Below are 17350 nucleotides of genomic sequence, written 5' to 3' on the forward strand. Positions count from 1 at the left end.
GGGTGCCGCTGCAAAGCGACGAAGGAGCCAGCAGCGGCACCCGAAAACCGAGACCAAGGGCGCCGAAAACCCGCCGAAGCGAAGCGAAGGCCAAAAACACAGCAGCGTTCCCCACCCAACCCCCACCCCAGGAGCCCCCCATGCCCAAAGTCTGGTTCATAACCGGCGCATCCCGCGGCTTCGGCCGAGAATGGACCCTAGCCGCCCTATCCCGAGGCGACCAAGTAGCCGCCACCGCCCGCAACCCCAAAACCCTCCACGAAATCACCACAAAATACCCAGACACCTTCCTCCCCCTACAACTGGACGTAACCAACCGCTCCGCAGATTTCGCCACCGTAGAACAAGCCGCCCACCACTTCGGCCACCTGGACGTCGTAGTGAACAACGCAGGCTACGGCCACTTCGGAATGATCGAAGAACTCACCGAACCCGAGGTCCGCGCCCAACTGGAAACCAACGTCTTCGGCGCCCTCTGGGTAACACAAGCCGCCCTCCCCATCCTGCGCGCCCAAGGCAGCGGCCACATCATCCAGGTGTCCAGCATCGGCGGCATCAGCGCGTTCCCGAATCTCGGCGCCTACCACGCATCGAAGTGGGCACTGGAGGGCTTCTCCCAAGCGCTCGCGCGCGAGGTCGCCCCGTTCGGCATCCACGTAACCTTGATCGAGCCAGGCGGATTCGACACCGACTGGTCCGGACCATCCGCCAAGCACAGCACCCCCAACCCCGCCTACGACGAGATCCGAGACGCCCGCAACCGCGCCCGCGCGGGCCAGCACGGCGGCGAGCCGACCGCCACCCGCCCCGCGATCCTCGCCGTCGTCGACGCCGACCAGCCCCCACTACGCCTCTTCCTCGGCGAGGCCCCCCTCACCATCGCCACCGCCGACTACGAATCCCGCCTCTCCGAATGGCGCGAGTGGCAGCCGATCGCCGCAAGCGCCCAAGGCAACTAACTGTTGCGGGGCAGGACGTTTATGACGGCCTGTAATGGTCGGCGAGCTCGTTGGCGAGGTCGTGTAAGCGAGCCTTGGCCTCGGGCGGACCGTGGACGGTGACCGACTTTCCGAACGGCAGGAGTGCTCGCACATCTTCCAGATGCAAGAACTGGATCGTGACTTGGTGGCCGTCCTGCCGTAGTCGTTGACCGAAGATCCACTTGGCTCGCTCGATCTGGGTGGGGTCGAAGGTTGCGGTGACTTCGACGACGTGCGCCCGTGCCCACCGCTCGGTGAGGGCGGCCGCGACGCTCGCCAGGGTCTGGTCCGGCCGGGTCCGTCGTGCACGATCGGTTTCCGACCAGGCCGTGATCCGTTCGAGGCGATACATCCGCGGTACCCGGTCGCAGTCGGCGACCAAATACCAGATGCCGCCTTTGGCCAGCAGCCCGTAGGGGTCCACGACCAGGTCGAGTCGCTGACGCTCGCGAGAACTGCCGTATTCGATGCGCAGCTGGCGGCCTCGCCTTACTGGACCGATCAATGCGGCGGGCGCTGTGCCGTCCGGATGTTGCTGGAGCCAAGGGCGATTGTCTACGTGCACGACTTCGGCGAGTGGGAGCAGATCCCCGATGTGTGGCCGCCGCGCACTGGTGATCTTGGCGAGCGCACGTCGGCCCTCGATCGAGGCATCGAGGTCTTCTCGCTGCTTCTCATCCAATCCGGTCAGCGTCAAATGTTCGCGTTCGCCCGGGGTGAGGCGGGTCAGATCGAGCCCCGCGCTGGGGAGAACCTGCACGCCGCCCAGCCGGCCACGTTGTGCGGACACCGGGAAGCCGGCGTCCCGAAGCCAGTTGAGGTCCCGGGTGATGGTCCGAAGCGAGACCCCCAGCGCTGCGGCAAGGTCGGAGGACGTCACGGCATCGCGAGTTTCGAGGAGCAACATCAGGGAGAAGAAGCGGTCCGGCGTCACCGTCGAAGTTTCTCAGCAAATGCGACAGGATGTGGCGCATATTCCGTTCAGGCTGTGGATGCATTGCCCACTACCTCGAAAGGAACAACTATGACCGCATCCGTCGTGACTCTCGTCTACGTGAACGACACGGCTGCCGCCGCTCGCTTCTACGGTGATCTCCTCGGCATGAGTCCGGCGTTCGAGACGCCGGGATATGTCACCTTCGACCTCGGTCCTGGCGCTGACCTGGCCTTGTGGGCAGGGCAGTTCGAGAATCTCTCCCCCGACGTCCCACGCACCAGCGAGGTCTGTCTCGCCATCGACGGTGGCCCCGACCAACTCGACGCAATCTTCAGGCAGTGGCGATCCAAGGGCATCACGATCCTGAAAGAACCTCACGACGCGGGCTTTGGCCGCACCTTCCTCGCAGCCGACCCCGACGGGAACCGGATCCGCGTCGCACCGCAGGACTGACGAAGCCCTTCTGGCAGGCGCGGCACCAGCACGTCTTTTCATGGTGCCGTGTCTGGCCGCATTTCTTATCGAGAGGCCGGATAGTGATCCACGCGAATGCGCCCCTGAGCATCGAGGGTCGCACGCGACTGATCGAGCGCTGCAAAACCAGGCCAATCGCGCATGTTGCGGCTGAGATGGGTATTTCACGCGCATGCGCATCGAAGTGGGTAAACCGCTGGCGGCGTCACGGCTGGGTGAACTCGGAGCCACGATCAACCGCCGCACCGTGTCACGCCATCTCGCGCGGCTCGGCCTCGGCACGCGCCGGTTCATCGACCCCAGCGGAGAAGGGAACCGCAAGCCGGGCAAGATCAATGCCCGCTGGCCGGGCCAGCATGATCCACCTCGACGTCAAGAAGGTTGGCCGCATCCCCGATGGCGGTGGCTGGCGCGTCCACGGCCGCGACAGCGACCAAGCCAAGTCCGCCGGCCGGGCGAAGTCAGCGGGGTGCGAGAAGCGGCTACACCTACCTGCACTCGGCCATCGACGGCTTCTCGCGGCTGTCCTACACCGAACCGCTCCCGGACGAGAAGGGGAGTCACTGCTGCGGCGTTCCTGGCCCGGGCCAAGATCTGGTTCGCCGCCCACGGCATCAACCACATCCATCGCGTGGTCACCGACAACGGCGGGTGCTACCGATCGGCAGACTTCGCTCGAATCGCCGGCAACCGATCCCGCCACCAAAAGATCAAGCCCTACACCCCGCGGCACAACGGGAAGGTTGAGCGTTACCAGCGCATCCTGGCCGAGGAACTGCTCTATGCCCGCGAGTTCACCAGTGAGGACGCTCGCACAGCAGCGATCGCGGTCTGGAACATCCACTACAACTACCACCGACCCCACAGCGGTGCCGGGGGTCAGCCGCCAGCCTCTCGGCTTCGGAGCGGCGTCACCAACGTCCAGCCCTCATACAACTAACCACCTGACCCCCGCCTCACAACTCCGCTCGGCAACACGCGTCGCTCGGGTCCACAAGCCGCGTCCGCCCAGGCATGCACTACACCACTCGAGCTAACGCACCACCCGCTCGGCAATGCGCAGCCGGCTCGTAAGGGCGAGCTGGGCTGGTCAGGTGGGGTGGGCCATGGCTCGGAGGGTTTGGATGGCTGGGCGAATGTGGTTGAGGAGGGGGGAGGCGGAGATCGGGGCGGGGGCGGGGCCGTGGGCGTGGGCCGCGAGGTTGGCGGCTAGGGAGTGGGCGCGGGCGGCGGCGGGCGCGGCCCAGGATGGGTCGCGGCCCGTGGCCAGGAGTGCGCCGAGGATGCCGGAGAGCACGTCCCCGGAACCCGCTGTGGCCGCCCAGGATCCACCTGCCTCGTTGACGTAGACCGGGCCTCCGGGGCTCGCGACGAGCGTGGCGCGGCCCTTGAGCAGCACGGTGACCTGCCATTGCTCGGCGAGTTCGCGGACCGCCGCCACCCGGTCCGGGCCGGGCTCACGACCGGTGAGCCGGGTGAATTCTCCCGCGTGCGGGGTGAGCACGACGGGTGCGCGCCGACCGGTGACCGGGGACGGGTCGTCGGCCAGCATGGTGAGTCCGTCGGCGTCCACAACCACCGGCAGGTCGGTCGCGAGGATCTCCGAGAACCGTTGGCGCGCGGCGTCGTCGGTGCCCGCGCCGGGGCCGAACACCCATGCCTGCACCCGCCCGGTCTCCGAAACGGATTGCGCCGCAATGACCTCCGGGAAGTGCGCGAGCACCTCCGCGGCTCCGGTCCCGGCGTATCGGACCATCCCGGAGGTCGCGGCCACCGCACCGCCGGTGGACAGCACCGCCGCGCCCGGATATCGCGCACTGCCCGCGCAGATTCCGACCACACCCTGGCTGTACTTGTCGTCCGGCGCGTCGGGTACCGGCCATGCCGCGCCGATCGAGACCGGTTCCAGCGCAGCCAGATTCGGTTCCGGCAGGGTCAGGCCGATCGGCACCAGCTCGATTCGGCCGCATCGCGGAGCAGCCAGCGCATGCACCGGTTTGTATGCGCCGAACGCCACCGTCACGTCGGCGCGCACCGCCGGACCGTCGACGGCGCCGGTATTCGGGTCGACGCCGCTCGGCAGGTCCGCGGCAATGATCGGAACTTCCACCGCCGCAACCAGTTCGGCCGCCTGTGGACGCAGCGCACCCCGTCCCGAGATGCCGACGATTCCGTCGACCACCAGATCCGGCTCGCCCAGATCGGTGCGGATCCGACCACCGGTACGGCGCAGGGCGGCAAGGCCTTTCGCGTGCGCTCGTTCCGGCGAGAGCAGCACCGCCGACACCGCGACACCGCGACGGCGCAGCATCGATCCGGCCCACAGCGCGTCACCGCCGTTGTCGCCGGATCCCACCAGCAGCGTCACCGCACGCCCGGCGACACCTCCGGTTCGCTCGCGCAGCTCGGCGGCGACGACCTGGGCCAGACCGTGGGCCGCCCGCCGCATCGGCACCCCGTCGGCGACGCGCTTGAACAGCTCCGCCTCCGCCGCCCGCACTTCATCGGCGGTGAAGTACCCGCGGACCGTCGGTGCGGTCATGCTCGCCTCCTACCTGCCCGCGGCATCGTGCGGGCCGACTCGGTAATCCGCAACGAGTGCAGAGTACGCCCGCCGACCGCGGCTACTACGCTGTCCCGCATGTCGACTGCTACCTCCGCGCGCGTCCTGGTCACCATGCTCGCCGCGGCGGGCGTGCTGCTGGCCGGGTGCGGTTCGGGTGACTCGGAGAAGACGCCGAATCCCGCCACGGCATCCACCGCGTCCGGCTCGTCGGCTCCCACGACGGACGCCCCGCAGTCGGCGGTGACGGTCCGGGTCGACAACATGGCATTCTCCCCCTCGTCGGTCACCATCACCGTCGGTGGCACCGTGACCTGGAAGTTCTCCGATTCGGCCCCGCACGCGGTACAAGGGATCGGCGACGCGGCCATGGGTCTGAACAGCCCGATCTTCCGAGACGGCGAGTGGAGCCACACCTTCACCACCCCCGGCACATACCGCTACCTGTGCCCCCTGCATCCCGACATGCGCGGCACCGTCACCGTCCAGTAGCGGGGATCTCGCCGCGCGGGAGAATTGCGAATCCCCTTCAGACAGGCCGATATTCGCGTGACCGCGCGCCGAGGGCCGAGGTGTTGAGCGCCTGCACCGCGGCGACCAGAGGGGCCAGTTCCGGATCGGCGGCGGCTTGGCGGAGCGCACCTGCCAGTGCGTCGTCGTAATCGGGGCGCGCCTTCTCGAGCAGTTCGAGACCGGTCGCCGTGACGTCGGTGTAGATGCCGCGGCGGTCGTCGGGGCAGAGATAACGCTGTAGTAGGCCCCGATCCTCCAGCCGGGTGACCAGGCGCGTCGTCGCGCTCTGGCTCAGCGCCACCGAGTCGGCCACCTGATTCATGCGCAGGTGCCCGCCCGGCCCGTCGTGCTGACGGCTGAGCACGGTGAGCACCGAATACTCGCGGACGCTCAGCTCATGGGTCTGCAACGCGCGTTCGAGGTGCGCCTCGATCCGGTCGTGCAGCACCGACAGCGCGCACCAGCCATCCGCCAGGCCGGTCAGCGCGGCATCCGCTGTCATGGGTTCCTCCTGAGTACGGGTGTCTCACCAGGATAGCCACTCAATGCAATAGCCAGCGCTTGCAATTATCAGGCGTATGCAATTATTGTTGACGCCTGTAAAGCTCGTTCGCAACATCGCTAGGGAGGCCGTGGCCATGCCGCTCGCTCTGTTCGCCCTGACGCTCGGGGCATTCGCCATCGGCACCACCGAATTCATCGTGGTCGGCCTGCTCCCGGGCATCGCCGACAGCTACTCCGTCACCATTCCGACCGCCGGGTGGCTGGTCACCGGGTATGCCCTCGGCGTCCTGGCCGGCGCGCCGATCATGACCGGGCTCGGCACCCGCGTCTCACGCAAGCGCATGCTGCTGGCGAGCCTGTTGCTGCTCATTGCGGGCAATGCCCTCTCGGCAATCGCTCCGACTTTCGGGCTCATGCTCACCGGGCGCATCGTCGCCTCCCTGGCGCACGGCGCGTTCTTCGGCATCGGATCGGTGGTCGCGGGCACCCTGGTCGGCCCGGATCGCCGGGCCGGGGCGATCGCCATCATGTTCACCGGCCTCACCGTCGCCACCGTGCTCGGTGTGCCGCTGAGCACCCTGCTCGGCCAGCACTTCGGGTGGCGGCTGGCGTTCACACTGGTCGCCCTGGTCGGCGTGATCGCTTTCGCCGGTGTGGTCGCCCTCGTGCCCGACCGCCCCGCGCCCCGCGACGCCCGGCTGCGGCACGAACTGGCCGTGCTGAAGAATCCCCAGGTGTTGCTGGCGATGGCCATGACCGTGCTCGGATTCGGCGGAGTCTTCGCCGCGATCACCTACCTCGCGCCGATGATGACCGACGTCACCGGATTCGCCGAGGGCACGGTCACCTGGATCATGGTGCTGTTCGGCCTGGGCTTCCTCATCGGCAATCTGATCGGCGGCCGTTATGCCGACCGGCATCTGATGCCGATGCTGTATCTCACGCTCGGGACGCTGGCGGTGGTGCTCGGCCTGTTCACCCTGACCGCGCACAACAAGATCGCCGCCGGGATCACGGTCCTGCTCATCGGCGCACTGGGCTTCGCGACCGTGCCACCGCTACAGAAGCGGGTGCTCGACCAGTCCGCCGGCGCGCCCACGCTGGCCTCGGCGCTCAATATCGGCGCGTTCAACCTCGGCAACGCCCTGGCCGCGTGGCTGGGCGGCCTGGTCATCGCCGCGGGCTTCGGCTACACCGCGCCCAACTGGGTCGGCGTGCTGCTGTCCGGCAGCGCGTTGGGATTGGCCGTGCTGTCGGGCGCGCTGGAACGGCGCTCGACCGCGAAACAGCCTGTCCCCGTTGGTCAGTACGCCGAGAAGACGTTATCGATGGAACCGTAGCGGTGCGCGGCGTAATTGCAGGCCGCGGCGATATTGGCGACCGGGTCGAAGATGTCCCACGACGTCCCGTCCACATGGAACGCCGCGAAGGTCGGGTCGATGACCTGCATGAGCCCCTTGGACGGGATACCGGCCGCGGCATTGGAGTCGTACAGGTTGATCGCCGCCGGATTACCGCCCGACTCCCGCATGGCATTGCGGTAGATGCCGTCGTAACTGGCCGGGATGCCGCGCTGCCCGAGGATGTGCAGGGCATTGCGGATCCAGCCGTCGAGGTCGTTCGCGAAGATCGGCGGCAGTAATTGCGGAATCGGCTGCGGCATCGGCTGGATGAACTGCTGCAACTGGTCCTGCTGCGCCTGCGGCAGTTGCTGCTGCCACTGCGCGGCCTGCAGCTGCGCCTGCTGTGCGGGTTCCTGCAGTTCCGGCGGTACGCCCGCGATCGGAGTCTCGGCGTAGGCCTGCGCGGGAATGGCCACGACGGCGGCGAAGACGGCGAGCGGTAACAGTTTTCGTACATACATGATGAAGGGCTCCGACAGCGCGGCGGTACCACACCGGGGCCCCTGGCTACCGGCGTCGTTGTTGCGCTGTTTTCTTTTGTGACTTGTGTTGGGGGATTCGGCGGATCACCGCACGCGACAAACAGACTTGCGGTCTGTTATCTGGCACATCACAGACTGATTGCGAAAGGTGAACGTAATCTGAACTGACAGTGAACTCTGGGTTCTATTATCCTGAGAGAATTCCTCCGACCAGCACCGACCGAGATCTCGGCCACATCACAGCTTCGGCGCTGTTCGTGAGAACCAGATTTGCCCGGAAGTGCCGGTCGGCTTATTCGACCGTGACCGACTTGGCCAGATTCCGCGGCTTGTCGATGTCGTAGCCACGCGCCTGCGCCACCTCGGCGGCGAACACCTGCAACGGAACGGTCGACAGCAGCGGCTGGAAAAGCGTTGGCGCGGCGGGGATTTCGATGAGGTGATCGGCGAACGGCCGCACCGTGTCGTCGCCCTCCTCGGCGATCACGATGGTGCGCGCGCCGCGCGCCTGAATCTCCCGGATATTGCTGAGCAGCTTGGAATGCAGCACCGCCCGGCCCTTCGGCGACGGCATCACCACGATCACCGGCAGGCCCTCCTCGATCAGCGCGATCGGGCCGTGCTTGAGTTCACCGGCGGCGAAACCCTCGGCGTGCATGTACGCCAGTTCCTTCAGCTTCAGCGCGCCCTCCAGCGCCACCGGGTAACCGACATGGCGACCGAGGAACAGCACCGTCGGCACGTGCGCGAACTGCCGGGCGATGGCCCGCACCTGCGGCGCCGTCTCCAATACCCGAGCCACCAGCTTCGGCATCGCCTCGAGTTCGCCGAACTCGCGGGCGACCTCGTCGGGGTACTTGGTGCCGCGCGCCTGCGCGAGGGCGAGGCCCACCAGGTAATTGGCGGTGATCTGCGCCAGGAACGCCTTGGTGGACGCCACCCCGATCTCGGGTCCGGTCCGCGTGTAGACCACGGCGTCGGATTCGCGCGGGATCTGCGCGCCGTTGGTATTGCAGATGGCGAGCACGCGGGCCTTCTGTTCCTTGGCGTGCCGCACCGCCTCCAGGGTGTCGGCGGTCTCGCCCGACTGGGAGATCGCCACCACCAGCGTCGAGCGGTCCAGAACCGGGTCGCGGTAACGGAATTCGCTGGCCAGCTCCACCTCGACCGGCACCCGCGTCCAATGCTCGATCGCGTACTTGGCCAGCAGGCCCGCGTGATACGAACTGCCGCAGGCCACGACGAAGACCTTGTCGAACTCGCGCAACTCCTGCTCGGCCAGGCGCTGCTCGTCGAGCAGGATGCGGCCGTTGGCGAAATGCCCGATCAAGGTTTCGGCGACGCCGGTCGGCTGCTCCTCGATCTCCTTGAGCATGAAGTAGTCGTGGCCGCCCTTCTCGGCCGCGGCCAGATCCCAGTCGATGGTGAAGGGGCGGGTGCGTACGCCGACGGTGTTGCCGTCGAAGTCGGTGACCTCGTAGGAGTCGGCGGTGATCACCACCGCCTGGTCCTGTCCCAGCTCGACGGCCTCGCGGGTGTGCTCGATGAAGGCGGTCACATCGGAGGCGATGAACATCTCGCCCTTGCCGACGCCCACCACCAGCGGCGTGGAGCGGCGCGCGGCCACGATCGTGCCGGGATGGTCGGCGTGCGTGAAGACCAGCGTGAACGCGCCCTCCAGCCGGCGCAGCACGGCCAGCGCGCTGCCGACGAAATCGCCGGCGGTGGGCCCGGCGGCGTAGGCCCGCGCGACCAGATGCACCGCGACCTCGGTATCGGTGTCGCTGCTCAGTTCCACGCCGGCGTCCTCGAGTTCGCCGCGCAGCGGGGCGAAGTTCTCGATGATGCCGTTGTGCACCACCGCGACCTTGCCGGTGACATCGCGATGCGGGTGCGCGTTGCGATCGGTCGGGGCGCCGTGGGTGGCCCAGCGGGTGTGGCCCATGCCGGCGCTGCCCAGGAACCGCTCGATACCCGTCTCGGCCAGCTCGGCCTCCAGATTGGCCAGCCGACCGGCCTTGCGCTCCACCGCGATGGCGCCCGCGCCGTCCAGGATCGCTACTCCCGCGGAGTCGTACCCCCTGTACTCCATGCGGCGCAGCGCGTCCACGACGACGCCGAGCGCGTCCCGGTACCCGACGTAGCCCACGATTCCGCACATGGTGCCTCAGCGTACTTGGAGCCGAGACGCGCAGCGACGCCGCCGCAGGCCGATTGGTGCGCCGGAATAGGTCGGTGACCACGCACGCTCGTTCCGGGCAGCAAGCCGTCACGTTCGCTCGCCGCGGGCGGAACGGACGCCATGGCCGCACTGAAACGCCGGAAGAGTGCGTTCATCCGATAAGTTCGTCCACGTGTCGGCGTCTGTGAAATCGCTTCTGAGCAAACTCAGTACCCCCGGACCGCATCGGGTGCTGCGCGGCAATCTCGGTATCGCGGGGCAGCCGGGGGTGGTGTTCACCCCGGAGACCGGGCTCAATCTGCCCGCGGTCGTATTCGGCCACGGCTGGCTGGCCGGTGTGGGCAACTATCGGAAGTTGTTGGAGCACCTCGCGTCGTGGGGTTTCGTGGCGGCCGGACCGGATACCGAGCGCGGACCGATCCCGTCCCACCTGAACCTCGCCACCGACCTGCTGACCACGCTCGACATCTGCACGGGCGTGCGCCTGGGCAACGGTTCGATCAGCGTGCACCCCGACAAACTGGCCTTGGCCGGACACGGCATGGGCGCCGGGGCGGCCGTGATCGCCGCCGCGCAACGCCAGGTCGCCGCCGTCGCGGCCCTCTTCCCCGCCCCGACCGCCCCCGCCGCGGAATCCCTCGCCCCCGACATCGAGGCCCCCGCTCTCATCCTCGCCGCCGAGGACATCGATGCCGTCAGCTCCAACGCCCTCTCCTTGGCCACCGCCTGGGGCGGCCCCATGGCCCTGCGCACCGTCGACAAGTCCACTCACAACGGCATAGCCTCGGGCCGCCGCGCACTCGCGGCCCTCGGCGCCGCGAAATACGAACCCCGGACCGACCGCATAGTCCGCGGCCTCCTCGTCGGCTACCTGAACTACCAGCTACTGGGCGACAAGACCTACCAGCCCTTCGCCGACCCCGACGAGCCCATCCCCCACACCCAGCCCGTCGACCCGCACGCCGCGAGCGAGGAGGAGCCGGAGCGTCCGTCGAAACTCCAACTCCTGCAGGCTGTGCAGACGCTGCGGAAGTAGGGGACACCGGCTGTTTCGAACGATCTCGGCACGCACGGAACCGGGGAGCCGTCGAGAACGTCAAACCCTTCGAACAGCCACGCTATGTGGTGCCGCTCGAGCCTGGCAGCGCCGATGGTCGGTCTGTCATGATCGTAGGACCGCGGCCGGCCCTGGGTGGCCGGTTCTCTGTGGAATCGGGAGATGAGGAGGGGGCCGTGCTGATCGACCCGCAGTCCGTACTGAACATGGCGAAAACGTTGGAGCCCAGCGTCGACGCGACACAGAACCACGCGACACAGATCGCCGGCGTCGGTTTCGACGCGAGCCACACCGGTCAGGATTACCAGGACGAAGGGCAGAAGCTCGCCGCGGGCGTCGACAACATCGTCGGAATGCTGCAATCGTGGTCGCAGGCGTCCGACGCCACGGTAGCGGCGATGCGTCAAGCGGTGACGGCGATTCAGACGCAGGAGCAGCAGAACACCGACGGTCTCGGCCAAGCGCCCGAAGGTTCGGGTACTGCATGACCGGCGCCCAGCAGTACCGGCAGGCTTATCAGCGGGATTTGACGGCCGCGCGAGATGCGCTGGGCCGTTTCCTGCGGGACGACGGCACCAACGTCTTCGACAAGAAGATCTGGAACGATACGGTCAAGGCCACCGGTGCGGACGTCAACGCTCTACTGAATTCCGCGGCTCCGGGTCTGCAATGGTTCGAGCGGGCGCTGATCCGATATCACCGTTGCGGTGACATCGGCCTGCCGGGGTTCGATGAATTCGCGGTGCCCGCACTGGCCGTGGGCGGGGAAACGCTCGGCGGCGAGACCATCAAGACGCGGGACGACCCCGGCAAGGAGATTGTTCGGCTGGAGGGCAAGTGGTACGACCAACAGCGGAGCATGAACCTCGCCAGTCTGCGCGATTTGTCGAGCCAACTCGGATTGGCCTCGACCGCAAACGGTACGCAGGTCTCCGCCAGTGAGATCACACAGGATCTCAACGGCGTCGCCCAAGCGGTGCCGGAGTACTGGCAAGGTCAATCCGGCGGCGCCACACAGGACCACCTGGCGGGTTTCCATGCCCATGCCGACCAGCAGACCCAATACCTGCAAGCGGTGACAGCCGCGTTGAACGGCCTGCCGGAGGTGCTCCTGCAGATCGTCAGCGACAAGGCGAATTTCATCGCCGGGTTCAACAGCGAGCAACTGCCGGTCGCCGGACATGCGATGCGCGTCGGGGACGAGGACCCGGTGAGCACGATAATCACGGTGGCGGCGGGACAGGGGACGCACAATTCCCTGACCACCGATAGGGAAGTGGTGGTGGAGCAGTTCCACCTCAACACATATACGAACGCCGACGGTTACGACAAGTTGATCGCCGACACCTGCAAACAATGGCTGACCGATCATTTCCGCCCGGCGGTGCAGGAGGCATTCAAGGCCTTCGTCCACCAGTGCGCGCTCGCCGACTACTACATCCGTCAGGCGTACAAGCCGGTAATCACCCTGCTCGACAGCCACGACACCACACCGTTCCCCGCGCCCGCCCAACCGGGCCCTTCCACACCCGGCCCCTCCACGCCCGGCCCTTCTACTCCCGGTCCCTCCACGCCCGGCCCGTCCACTCCCGGTCCGAGCACCGCGCCCGCCGCCACCCAACCAGCCTCGACGACACCGGCGGCCACGACGCCCGATCTCAGTTCGGTGCTGTCCGGTCTGGGCCAGCTCTCCAGCGTCGGCCAGACCGTGGGTCAGCTGGCCACGCAGGGGATCAGCTCGCTGTCGGGAGTCATTCAGCAGAGTCTCGACGGAGTGCTCGGACAACAGGATGTCTCGCAACAGGTTTCGGGCAGTCCGACGGATGGCAGTGCCGCCCCGAAGCCGTCGGCGGAGTTCGATCTGGCTGGTAAGCACCTGAAGTTCGAGATGGGGCCGAACGGCGAACTGCAAGTGGTCACGACCGACGGTGGCGGCCAGGACACGAAATACGAGCTGAAACTAGATGAGCAGGGCAGGCCGACGATCGCTGTCGCAGGCCAGTCTCCGGAAGCTCCGCAGGGCGAGAATCCGGCCGGTGCGCCCGCACCCGGCGGCCCACCGCCCGGCGACCGGCACGGCGAGGGACAGCCTGCCGAACCGGCCGACCAGCCACCGCGGGGGCAGCAACCACCGCAGCAACCGCCCACGCCGGGGCCTCAGCACCCCGGCGAGCAACCGCCGCAGGCGACGGGCGATCAGAACGCCCATCAGCCTCCGCCTCCTGCTCAGCAAGCACCGCCGCCGAAGGTGGCCCCGCCCAGTTATCGCCCCGTGGGCAATCAAAGCGGGCCACCGGTCGCCTCACCCGCCCAGCCGATCGACAGCGGCGCGGAATTGTCGGAAGCGGGCCCACTGTGAACTTCGCGGAAACCGGCCGATTCCTGATGGCTCGGCCATCGGCGGTTGTCGACCGAGATAGGTGACACGGCAATGGATTATCAGGCGGAGATGGACCGAATCCTCGCCGACTACAGGACAGCGGCCCGCGGCGTGCAGAGCGAGTTCTTCGAGGCCGATGAGCGGACCACTCAAGGCGGCGCGGCGGTCTTCGAAGAGCTTCGGCAAGAGGTGAATCAGCCCGAGCCGCAACCGGAAACGCCGGAGGAAGCGGCGGCACGCGAAGCCCGAGAAGAACACGATCGGCTGCTGCGTGACGCCGCCGAGCGAGCACGTGCCGCGGCCGCGGAGCGGACGGGGCAACCCCCGTCCGGCCGGAAAGGGTATGTGCTGCCGTCCGACTGGACCGATGAGGACGAAGCCCGGATGGAAGGCTACGGTCCACCGGACTCCTGGCTGCGCTAGTTCCCGCGCCGGAGCGGCGGCACTCCCCTACTTCCCCAACTCCCCCTTGTCCGTACGGACCCACTCACTCGTCCCGTCGGGATGCTGGTGGAATTCCCATGCGGCATAGGCCCCGTCGCGATCGATGGTCTTGACGTGGTCGGCGGTGCCGTCGTGGTCCATGTCGGTCCAGATGTCGGTGCCGTTGGGGGTTTGGATGGATTCGGTGTCGGGTATGCCGTCGGCGTCGATGTCCTGGGTGGGGTGGTGGAGTTCGACGGCACCGAGACCGCCGAGATCGGAGTGCGCATCGACGTCCGGCAGGTGCAGACCCGGCAGATCGTCCGATGTCATCATGTGCGGCTCCTCGAGGACGTGCGGCGGATGTCGCTCCATCCTGACATCCGCCGGGCCTCTCGCGCAGCCCCGCTGTGGATAACTGTGCCCGCCGGAGCGAGATGACGCCCGGCCTCGCTCGTTGCCTGTGGATAACAGCGTGCGGTCAGCCCTTCGGAATGACCAGCCACAGAATGATGTAGAGGATGAACTGCGGCCCGGGCAGCAGGCACGACAGCACGAACAGCAGGCGCACCACGGTGGCGCTCCAGCCGAAGTATTCGGCGAGGCCGCCGCAGACGCCGCCGATCCACTTGTCACTGCGGGATCGGGTGAGGCGGCGGGTGGGGGCGGTCATGTCGGTTCTCCTTCTCTCGTTCGCTACGTCTCCACTCTGCGCCGATCCGGGCTCCACCGGCATCGGGCGCCGGACCTATCCACACCCTGATTTTTCCCGGGCCGGACTCAGGGTCCGACCCCGAGCACGGCAGACTCTTCGGGGTGAGCGAACCGAAACCCGGATGCGGGCGGCCCCTGCGCGCCGAGGCGCGGCCGTGAGCGCCACCCTGCACGCCCGCGGCCTGGCGGCCGGTCACGGCGAGCGCACGCTGTTCAGCGACCTCGATCTGGTGCTCGCGCCGGGTGACGTGATCGGCCTGGTCGGGGTGAACGGCGCGGGCAAATCGACGCTGCTGCGGATGCTGTCCGAGCGCACCGCGCCGACGGGCCGGATCACGCTGAGCCCACCGGACGCGACGGTCGGCTACCTCGCCCAGGAGCCCGAACGCGTGCCCGGCGAGTCGGTCATGGGCTTCCTGACCCGGCGCACGGGAGTGGCCGCGGCACAACGGGTGATGGACGCCGCGGCGGAGCAACTCGCGGCGGCCGACGCATCCGGCGACGAATACACCCCCGCGCTGGAACGCTGGCTGGCGCTCGGCGGCGCCGACCTGGAACCGCGCGCCGAGGAGACCGCCGCCGACCTGGGCCTGATCGACAGCCTCCCGGACGGCCTGGACACCCTCATGACGGCCCTGTCGGGTGGCCAGGCCGCGCGCGCCGGGCTGGCCTCGGTGCTGCTGTCCCGCTTCGACATCCTGCTGCTGGACGAGCCCACCAACGACCTCGATCTGGACGGCCTGGACCGGCTGGAGCGCTTCGTCACCGGCGTGCGGGTGCCGCTCATGGTGATCAGCCACGACCGAGAATTCCTGGCGCGCACCGTGAATCGGATCGTGGAACTCGATCTGGCACAGCAGCAGGTGGGTGACTACGACGGCGGCTACGAGGCCTACCTGGCCGAACGCGAGATCGCCCGCCGGCACGCGCGCGAGGCGTTCGAGGAGTACGCCGACACCAAGTCAGCCTTGGAGACCCGGGCGGTGACGCAGCGCAACTGGATGGAACACGGCGTGCGCAATGCCCGCCGCAAGGCGCGCGACCCGCGAAAGGTGGACTCGGACAAGGCCGGTCGCAAGATGCGCGCGGAATCCACCGAGAAGCAGGCCTCGAAGGTGCGTCAGACGCTGCGCCGCATCGAGCGGCTGGACGCGGTCGAGGAGCCGCGCAAGGAGTGGGAACTGCGAATGTCGATCGCCGCGGCGCCGCGCAGCGGAACGGTGGTCGCCACCGTGTCCGGCGCCACGGTGACTCGGGGCGATTTCACACTGGGACCCGTTACGGCACAAGTGGATTGGGGCGACCGGATTGTGCTGACCGGCGCCAACGGATCCGGCAAGTCGACGCTGCTGGGCTTGTTGCTGGGCCGGATCCGACCGGACGAGGGATCCGCGTCACTCGGCTCGGGTGTCGCGGTGGGCGAGGTGGACCAGGCGCGCGGCCTGTTCCGCGGAAGTGCCACGCCGGCAGATACTTTCGCCTCCGAGGTGCCCGACTGGACCGATGCCGACATCCGCACCCTGCTGGCGAAGTTCGGCCTGCGCGGACCACATGTGGTGCGCGCCAACGACACCCTGTCCCCCGGGGAGCGCACCCGTGCCGCCCTCGCTCTGCTGCAAGCGCGCGGCGTGAACCTGCTCGTACTCGACGAACCCACCAACCACCTCGATCTGCCCGCCATCGAACAGCTGGAGCAGGCGGTCGAATCCTTCACGGGCACACTGCTGTTGGTCACCCACGACCGCCGGATGCTCGACAGCGTCCGCGCCACCCGCCGCTGGCGAATCGAAGGCGGCCTGCTCACCGAGGACAGGTGACCGAACCGGCTGCCTGGGTCACGCCCCCGATCACCGGGCATCGTTGCCGGCTTTCTACACGCCTGGTTCTGACCGCCGATCGGAACGTTCCCGCGCGGTCGGATCGGACCCCGCCTCGTCGGACGGCTTGTGCCACAACAAGAAGTAGCGCCAGAACAGGACCCGTCGCACCCGGACACCGGGGAGCACCGACTCCGCCACGCGCCGCGCCTCGCGGGTGGTGAGGGGCGGGTCGAGCACGACCGGCATCGCGGGATCGTCTGCGGCGGCGAACCAGCGGTCACCGGTCAGCTTGCGCAGCACGAGGAATACGACCGCAAGGAACCTGTGACCGAGCGCCGCCGCGACCTCGAGCGGCAGTTCGCGCGGGTCGTACCGAGGCAGCGCCACCGCGGCGAGAACACCGCCGGGTCGCAGGGCACGAGCCAGGACGGGCAGCGCGTCCTCGAGCGGCAGGTGGTGCAGCGCGGTGACCGAGACTATCGCGTCGTACTCCGCGTCCGGAAGTTGCCGTTCGAGTACGTCATCGAGGAGGCAGGTGACGTTCTCGGGCACCGTCGCACGCGCACGGTCGATCATCTCCGGGGAACGGTCCAGGGCGTCGACCCGCTCGGCGCGCCGGGCGAGTTCGGCCGCGAACTCGCCCGCGCCGCAACCGACATCCAGGACGTGACGACACGGTCGTGGCCGCTGCCGAATTAGCAGCCCGTGATATAAAGCGTTTTGGCTCCAGGCGAATTCGGTCACGCGCCCCACAAATCCAGCCCTGACACTAGGCGAGTAACCCCCTCACCACCACCCCCCCCCGCACACCTCGAACGTCTCGCGGACCGCGGCGCACACCAGCGCCTGCGCTCGTGCCGCGTCGGTGCCGAACCGCCGGCCCCACCACACCGGATCGGGTCCGGCCCAGGCGATTTC

The 17350-nt window shown here is 67.9% G+C and carries 17 protein-coding genes and 2 pseudogenes; 10 read left to right on the forward strand and 9 right to left on the reverse strand.

The genetic code is table 11. From position 1 onward, the window contains the following. Positions 1–140: 140 nt before the first annotated feature. Positions 141–959 (forward strand): SDR family oxidoreductase, encoded by an 819-nt coding sequence (locus QH470_RS12840; protein ID WP_280272559.1) that lies wholly within the window; start codon positions 141–143, stop codon positions 957–959. Between the two features lie 19 nt (positions 960–978). On the opposite strand, the gene QH470_RS12845 is transcribed toward QH470_RS12840, so the two are convergent. Further along, entirely contained in the window at positions 979–1914 is a 936-nt protein-coding gene (locus tag QH470_RS12845; protein ID WP_280272560.1) for a helix-turn-helix transcriptional regulator, read from the reverse strand. A 90-nt stretch (positions 1915–2004) separates the two neighbouring features. Between QH470_RS12845 and QH470_RS12850 the strand changes: the two genes are divergently transcribed. Both QH470_RS12850 and QH470_RS12855 read left to right on the forward strand, forming a co-directional pair. Beyond that, complete coding sequence (locus tag QH470_RS12850) at positions 2005–2370, forward strand: VOC family protein (protein ID WP_280272561.1); 366 nt, start codon at positions 2005–2007, stop codon at positions 2368–2370. Positions 2371–2453: 83 nt separating this feature from the next. Beyond that, positions 2454–3331: pseudogene (locus QH470_RS12855) on the forward strand (integrase core domain-containing protein). 150 nt (positions 3332–3481) lie between these two features. On the opposite strand, the gene QH470_RS12860 reads toward QH470_RS12855, so the two are convergent. After that, positions 3482–4933 carry an NAD(P)H-hydrate dehydratase gene (locus QH470_RS12860; RefSeq protein ID WP_280272562.1) on the reverse strand — a complete coding sequence of 484 codons (1452 nt, stop codon included), beginning with the start codon at positions 4931–4933 and terminating at the stop codon, positions 3482–3484. A 99-nt stretch (positions 4934–5032) separates the two neighbouring features. On the opposite strand from QH470_RS12860, the gene QH470_RS12865 reads away from it, so the two are divergent. Further along, positions 5033–5446: a plastocyanin/azurin family copper-binding protein gene (locus tag QH470_RS12865; protein ID WP_280272563.1), complete on the forward strand. Its 414-nt coding sequence runs from the start codon at positions 5033–5035 to the stop codon at positions 5444–5446. 37 nt (positions 5447–5483) lie between these two features. On the opposite strand, the gene QH470_RS12870 is transcribed toward QH470_RS12865, so the two are convergent. Further along, complete coding sequence (locus QH470_RS12870) at positions 5484–5969, reverse strand: MarR family winged helix-turn-helix transcriptional regulator (protein WP_280272564.1); 486 nt, start codon at positions 5967–5969, stop codon at positions 5484–5486. A gap of 136 nt (positions 5970–6105) precedes the next feature. Between QH470_RS12870 and QH470_RS12875 the strand changes: the two genes are divergently transcribed. Then, positions 6106–7311 carry an MFS transporter gene (locus QH470_RS12875; protein ID WP_280272565.1) on the forward strand — a complete coding sequence of 402 codons (1206 nt, stop codon included), beginning with the start codon at positions 6106–6108 and terminating at the stop codon, positions 7309–7311. Here the strand turns inward: QH470_RS12875 and QH470_RS12880 are convergent. Continuing rightward, positions 7275–7835: a transglycosylase SLT domain-containing protein gene (locus QH470_RS12880; RefSeq protein ID WP_280272566.1), complete on the reverse strand. Its 561-nt coding sequence runs from the start codon at positions 7833–7835 to the stop codon at positions 7275–7277. The two genes, QH470_RS12875 and QH470_RS12880, sit on opposite strands and share 37 nt — an antisense overlap. Positions 7836–8148: 313 nt before the next feature. Then, on the reverse strand, positions 8149–10017 hold the full coding sequence (gene glmS, locus QH470_RS12885) for a glutamine--fructose-6-phosphate transaminase (isomerizing) (RefSeq protein ID WP_280272567.1): 1869 nt from the start codon (positions 10015–10017) through the stop codon (positions 8149–8151). Positions 10018–10210: 193 nt separating this feature from the next. On the opposite strand from glmS, the gene QH470_RS12890 reads away from it, so the two are divergent. The 4 genes from QH470_RS12890 to QH470_RS12905 all read left to right on the forward strand — a co-directional run bounded on the left by QH470_RS12890 (position 10211) and on the right by QH470_RS12905 (position 13898). Then, positions 10211–11074, forward strand: a complete 864-nt coding sequence (locus QH470_RS12890; RefSeq protein ID WP_280272568.1) for a poly(ethylene terephthalate) hydrolase family protein — start codon at positions 10211–10213, stop codon at positions 11072–11074. A 197-nt stretch (positions 11075–11271) separates the two neighbouring features. Then, the gene (locus tag QH470_RS12895) at positions 11272–11583 is read left to right on the forward strand and encodes a hypothetical protein (RefSeq protein ID WP_280272569.1); all 312 of its coding nucleotides are present in this window, start codon (positions 11272–11274) and stop codon (positions 11581–11583) included. Then, positions 11580–13454 (forward strand): hypothetical protein, encoded by a 1875-nt coding sequence (locus QH470_RS12900; protein WP_280272570.1) that lies wholly within the window; start codon positions 11580–11582, stop codon positions 13452–13454. Before QH470_RS12895 ends, QH470_RS12900 begins: the two co-directional genes overlap by 4 nt. Before the next feature lie 72 nt (positions 13455–13526). Further along, positions 13527–13898 (forward strand): hypothetical protein, encoded by a 372-nt coding sequence (locus QH470_RS12905; protein ID WP_280272571.1) that lies wholly within the window; start codon positions 13527–13529, stop codon positions 13896–13898. 27 nt (positions 13899–13925) lie between these two features. Here the strand turns inward: QH470_RS12905 and QH470_RS12910 are convergent, their stop codons facing one another. Then, positions 13926–14234, reverse strand: a complete 309-nt coding sequence (locus QH470_RS12910; protein WP_280272572.1) for a DUF6802 family protein — start codon at positions 14232–14234, stop codon at positions 13926–13928. A gap of 145 nt (positions 14235–14379) precedes the next feature. Beyond that, positions 14380–14571 carry a PspC domain-containing protein gene (locus QH470_RS12915; RefSeq protein WP_280272573.1) on the reverse strand — a complete coding sequence of 64 codons (192 nt, stop codon included), beginning with the start codon at positions 14569–14571 and terminating at the stop codon, positions 14380–14382. 196 nt (positions 14572–14767) lie between these two features. On the opposite strand from QH470_RS12915, the gene QH470_RS12920 reads away from it, so the two are divergent. After that, on the forward strand, positions 14768–16429 hold the full coding sequence (locus tag QH470_RS12920; RefSeq protein WP_280272574.1) for an ABC-F family ATP-binding cassette domain-containing protein: 1662 nt from the start codon (positions 14768–14770) through the stop codon (positions 16427–16429). 54 nt (positions 16430–16483) lie between these two features. On the opposite strand, the gene QH470_RS12925 is transcribed toward QH470_RS12920, so the two are convergent. Both QH470_RS12925 and QH470_RS12930 read right to left on the reverse strand, forming a co-directional pair. After that, positions 16484–17176 carry a class I SAM-dependent methyltransferase gene (locus tag QH470_RS12925; RefSeq protein WP_280272575.1) on the reverse strand — a complete coding sequence of 231 codons (693 nt, stop codon included), beginning with the start codon at positions 17174–17176 and terminating at the stop codon, positions 16484–16486. A 57-nt stretch (positions 17177–17233) separates the two neighbouring features. Continuing rightward, a pseudogene (locus QH470_RS12930) lies at positions 17234–17350 on the reverse strand (NUDIX hydrolase); the annotation flags it as partial.

Source organism: Nocardia wallacei, from assembly GCF_029868745.1.
GTDB lineage: Bacteria > Actinomycetota > Actinomycetes > Mycobacteriales > Mycobacteriaceae > Nocardia > Nocardia wallacei_B.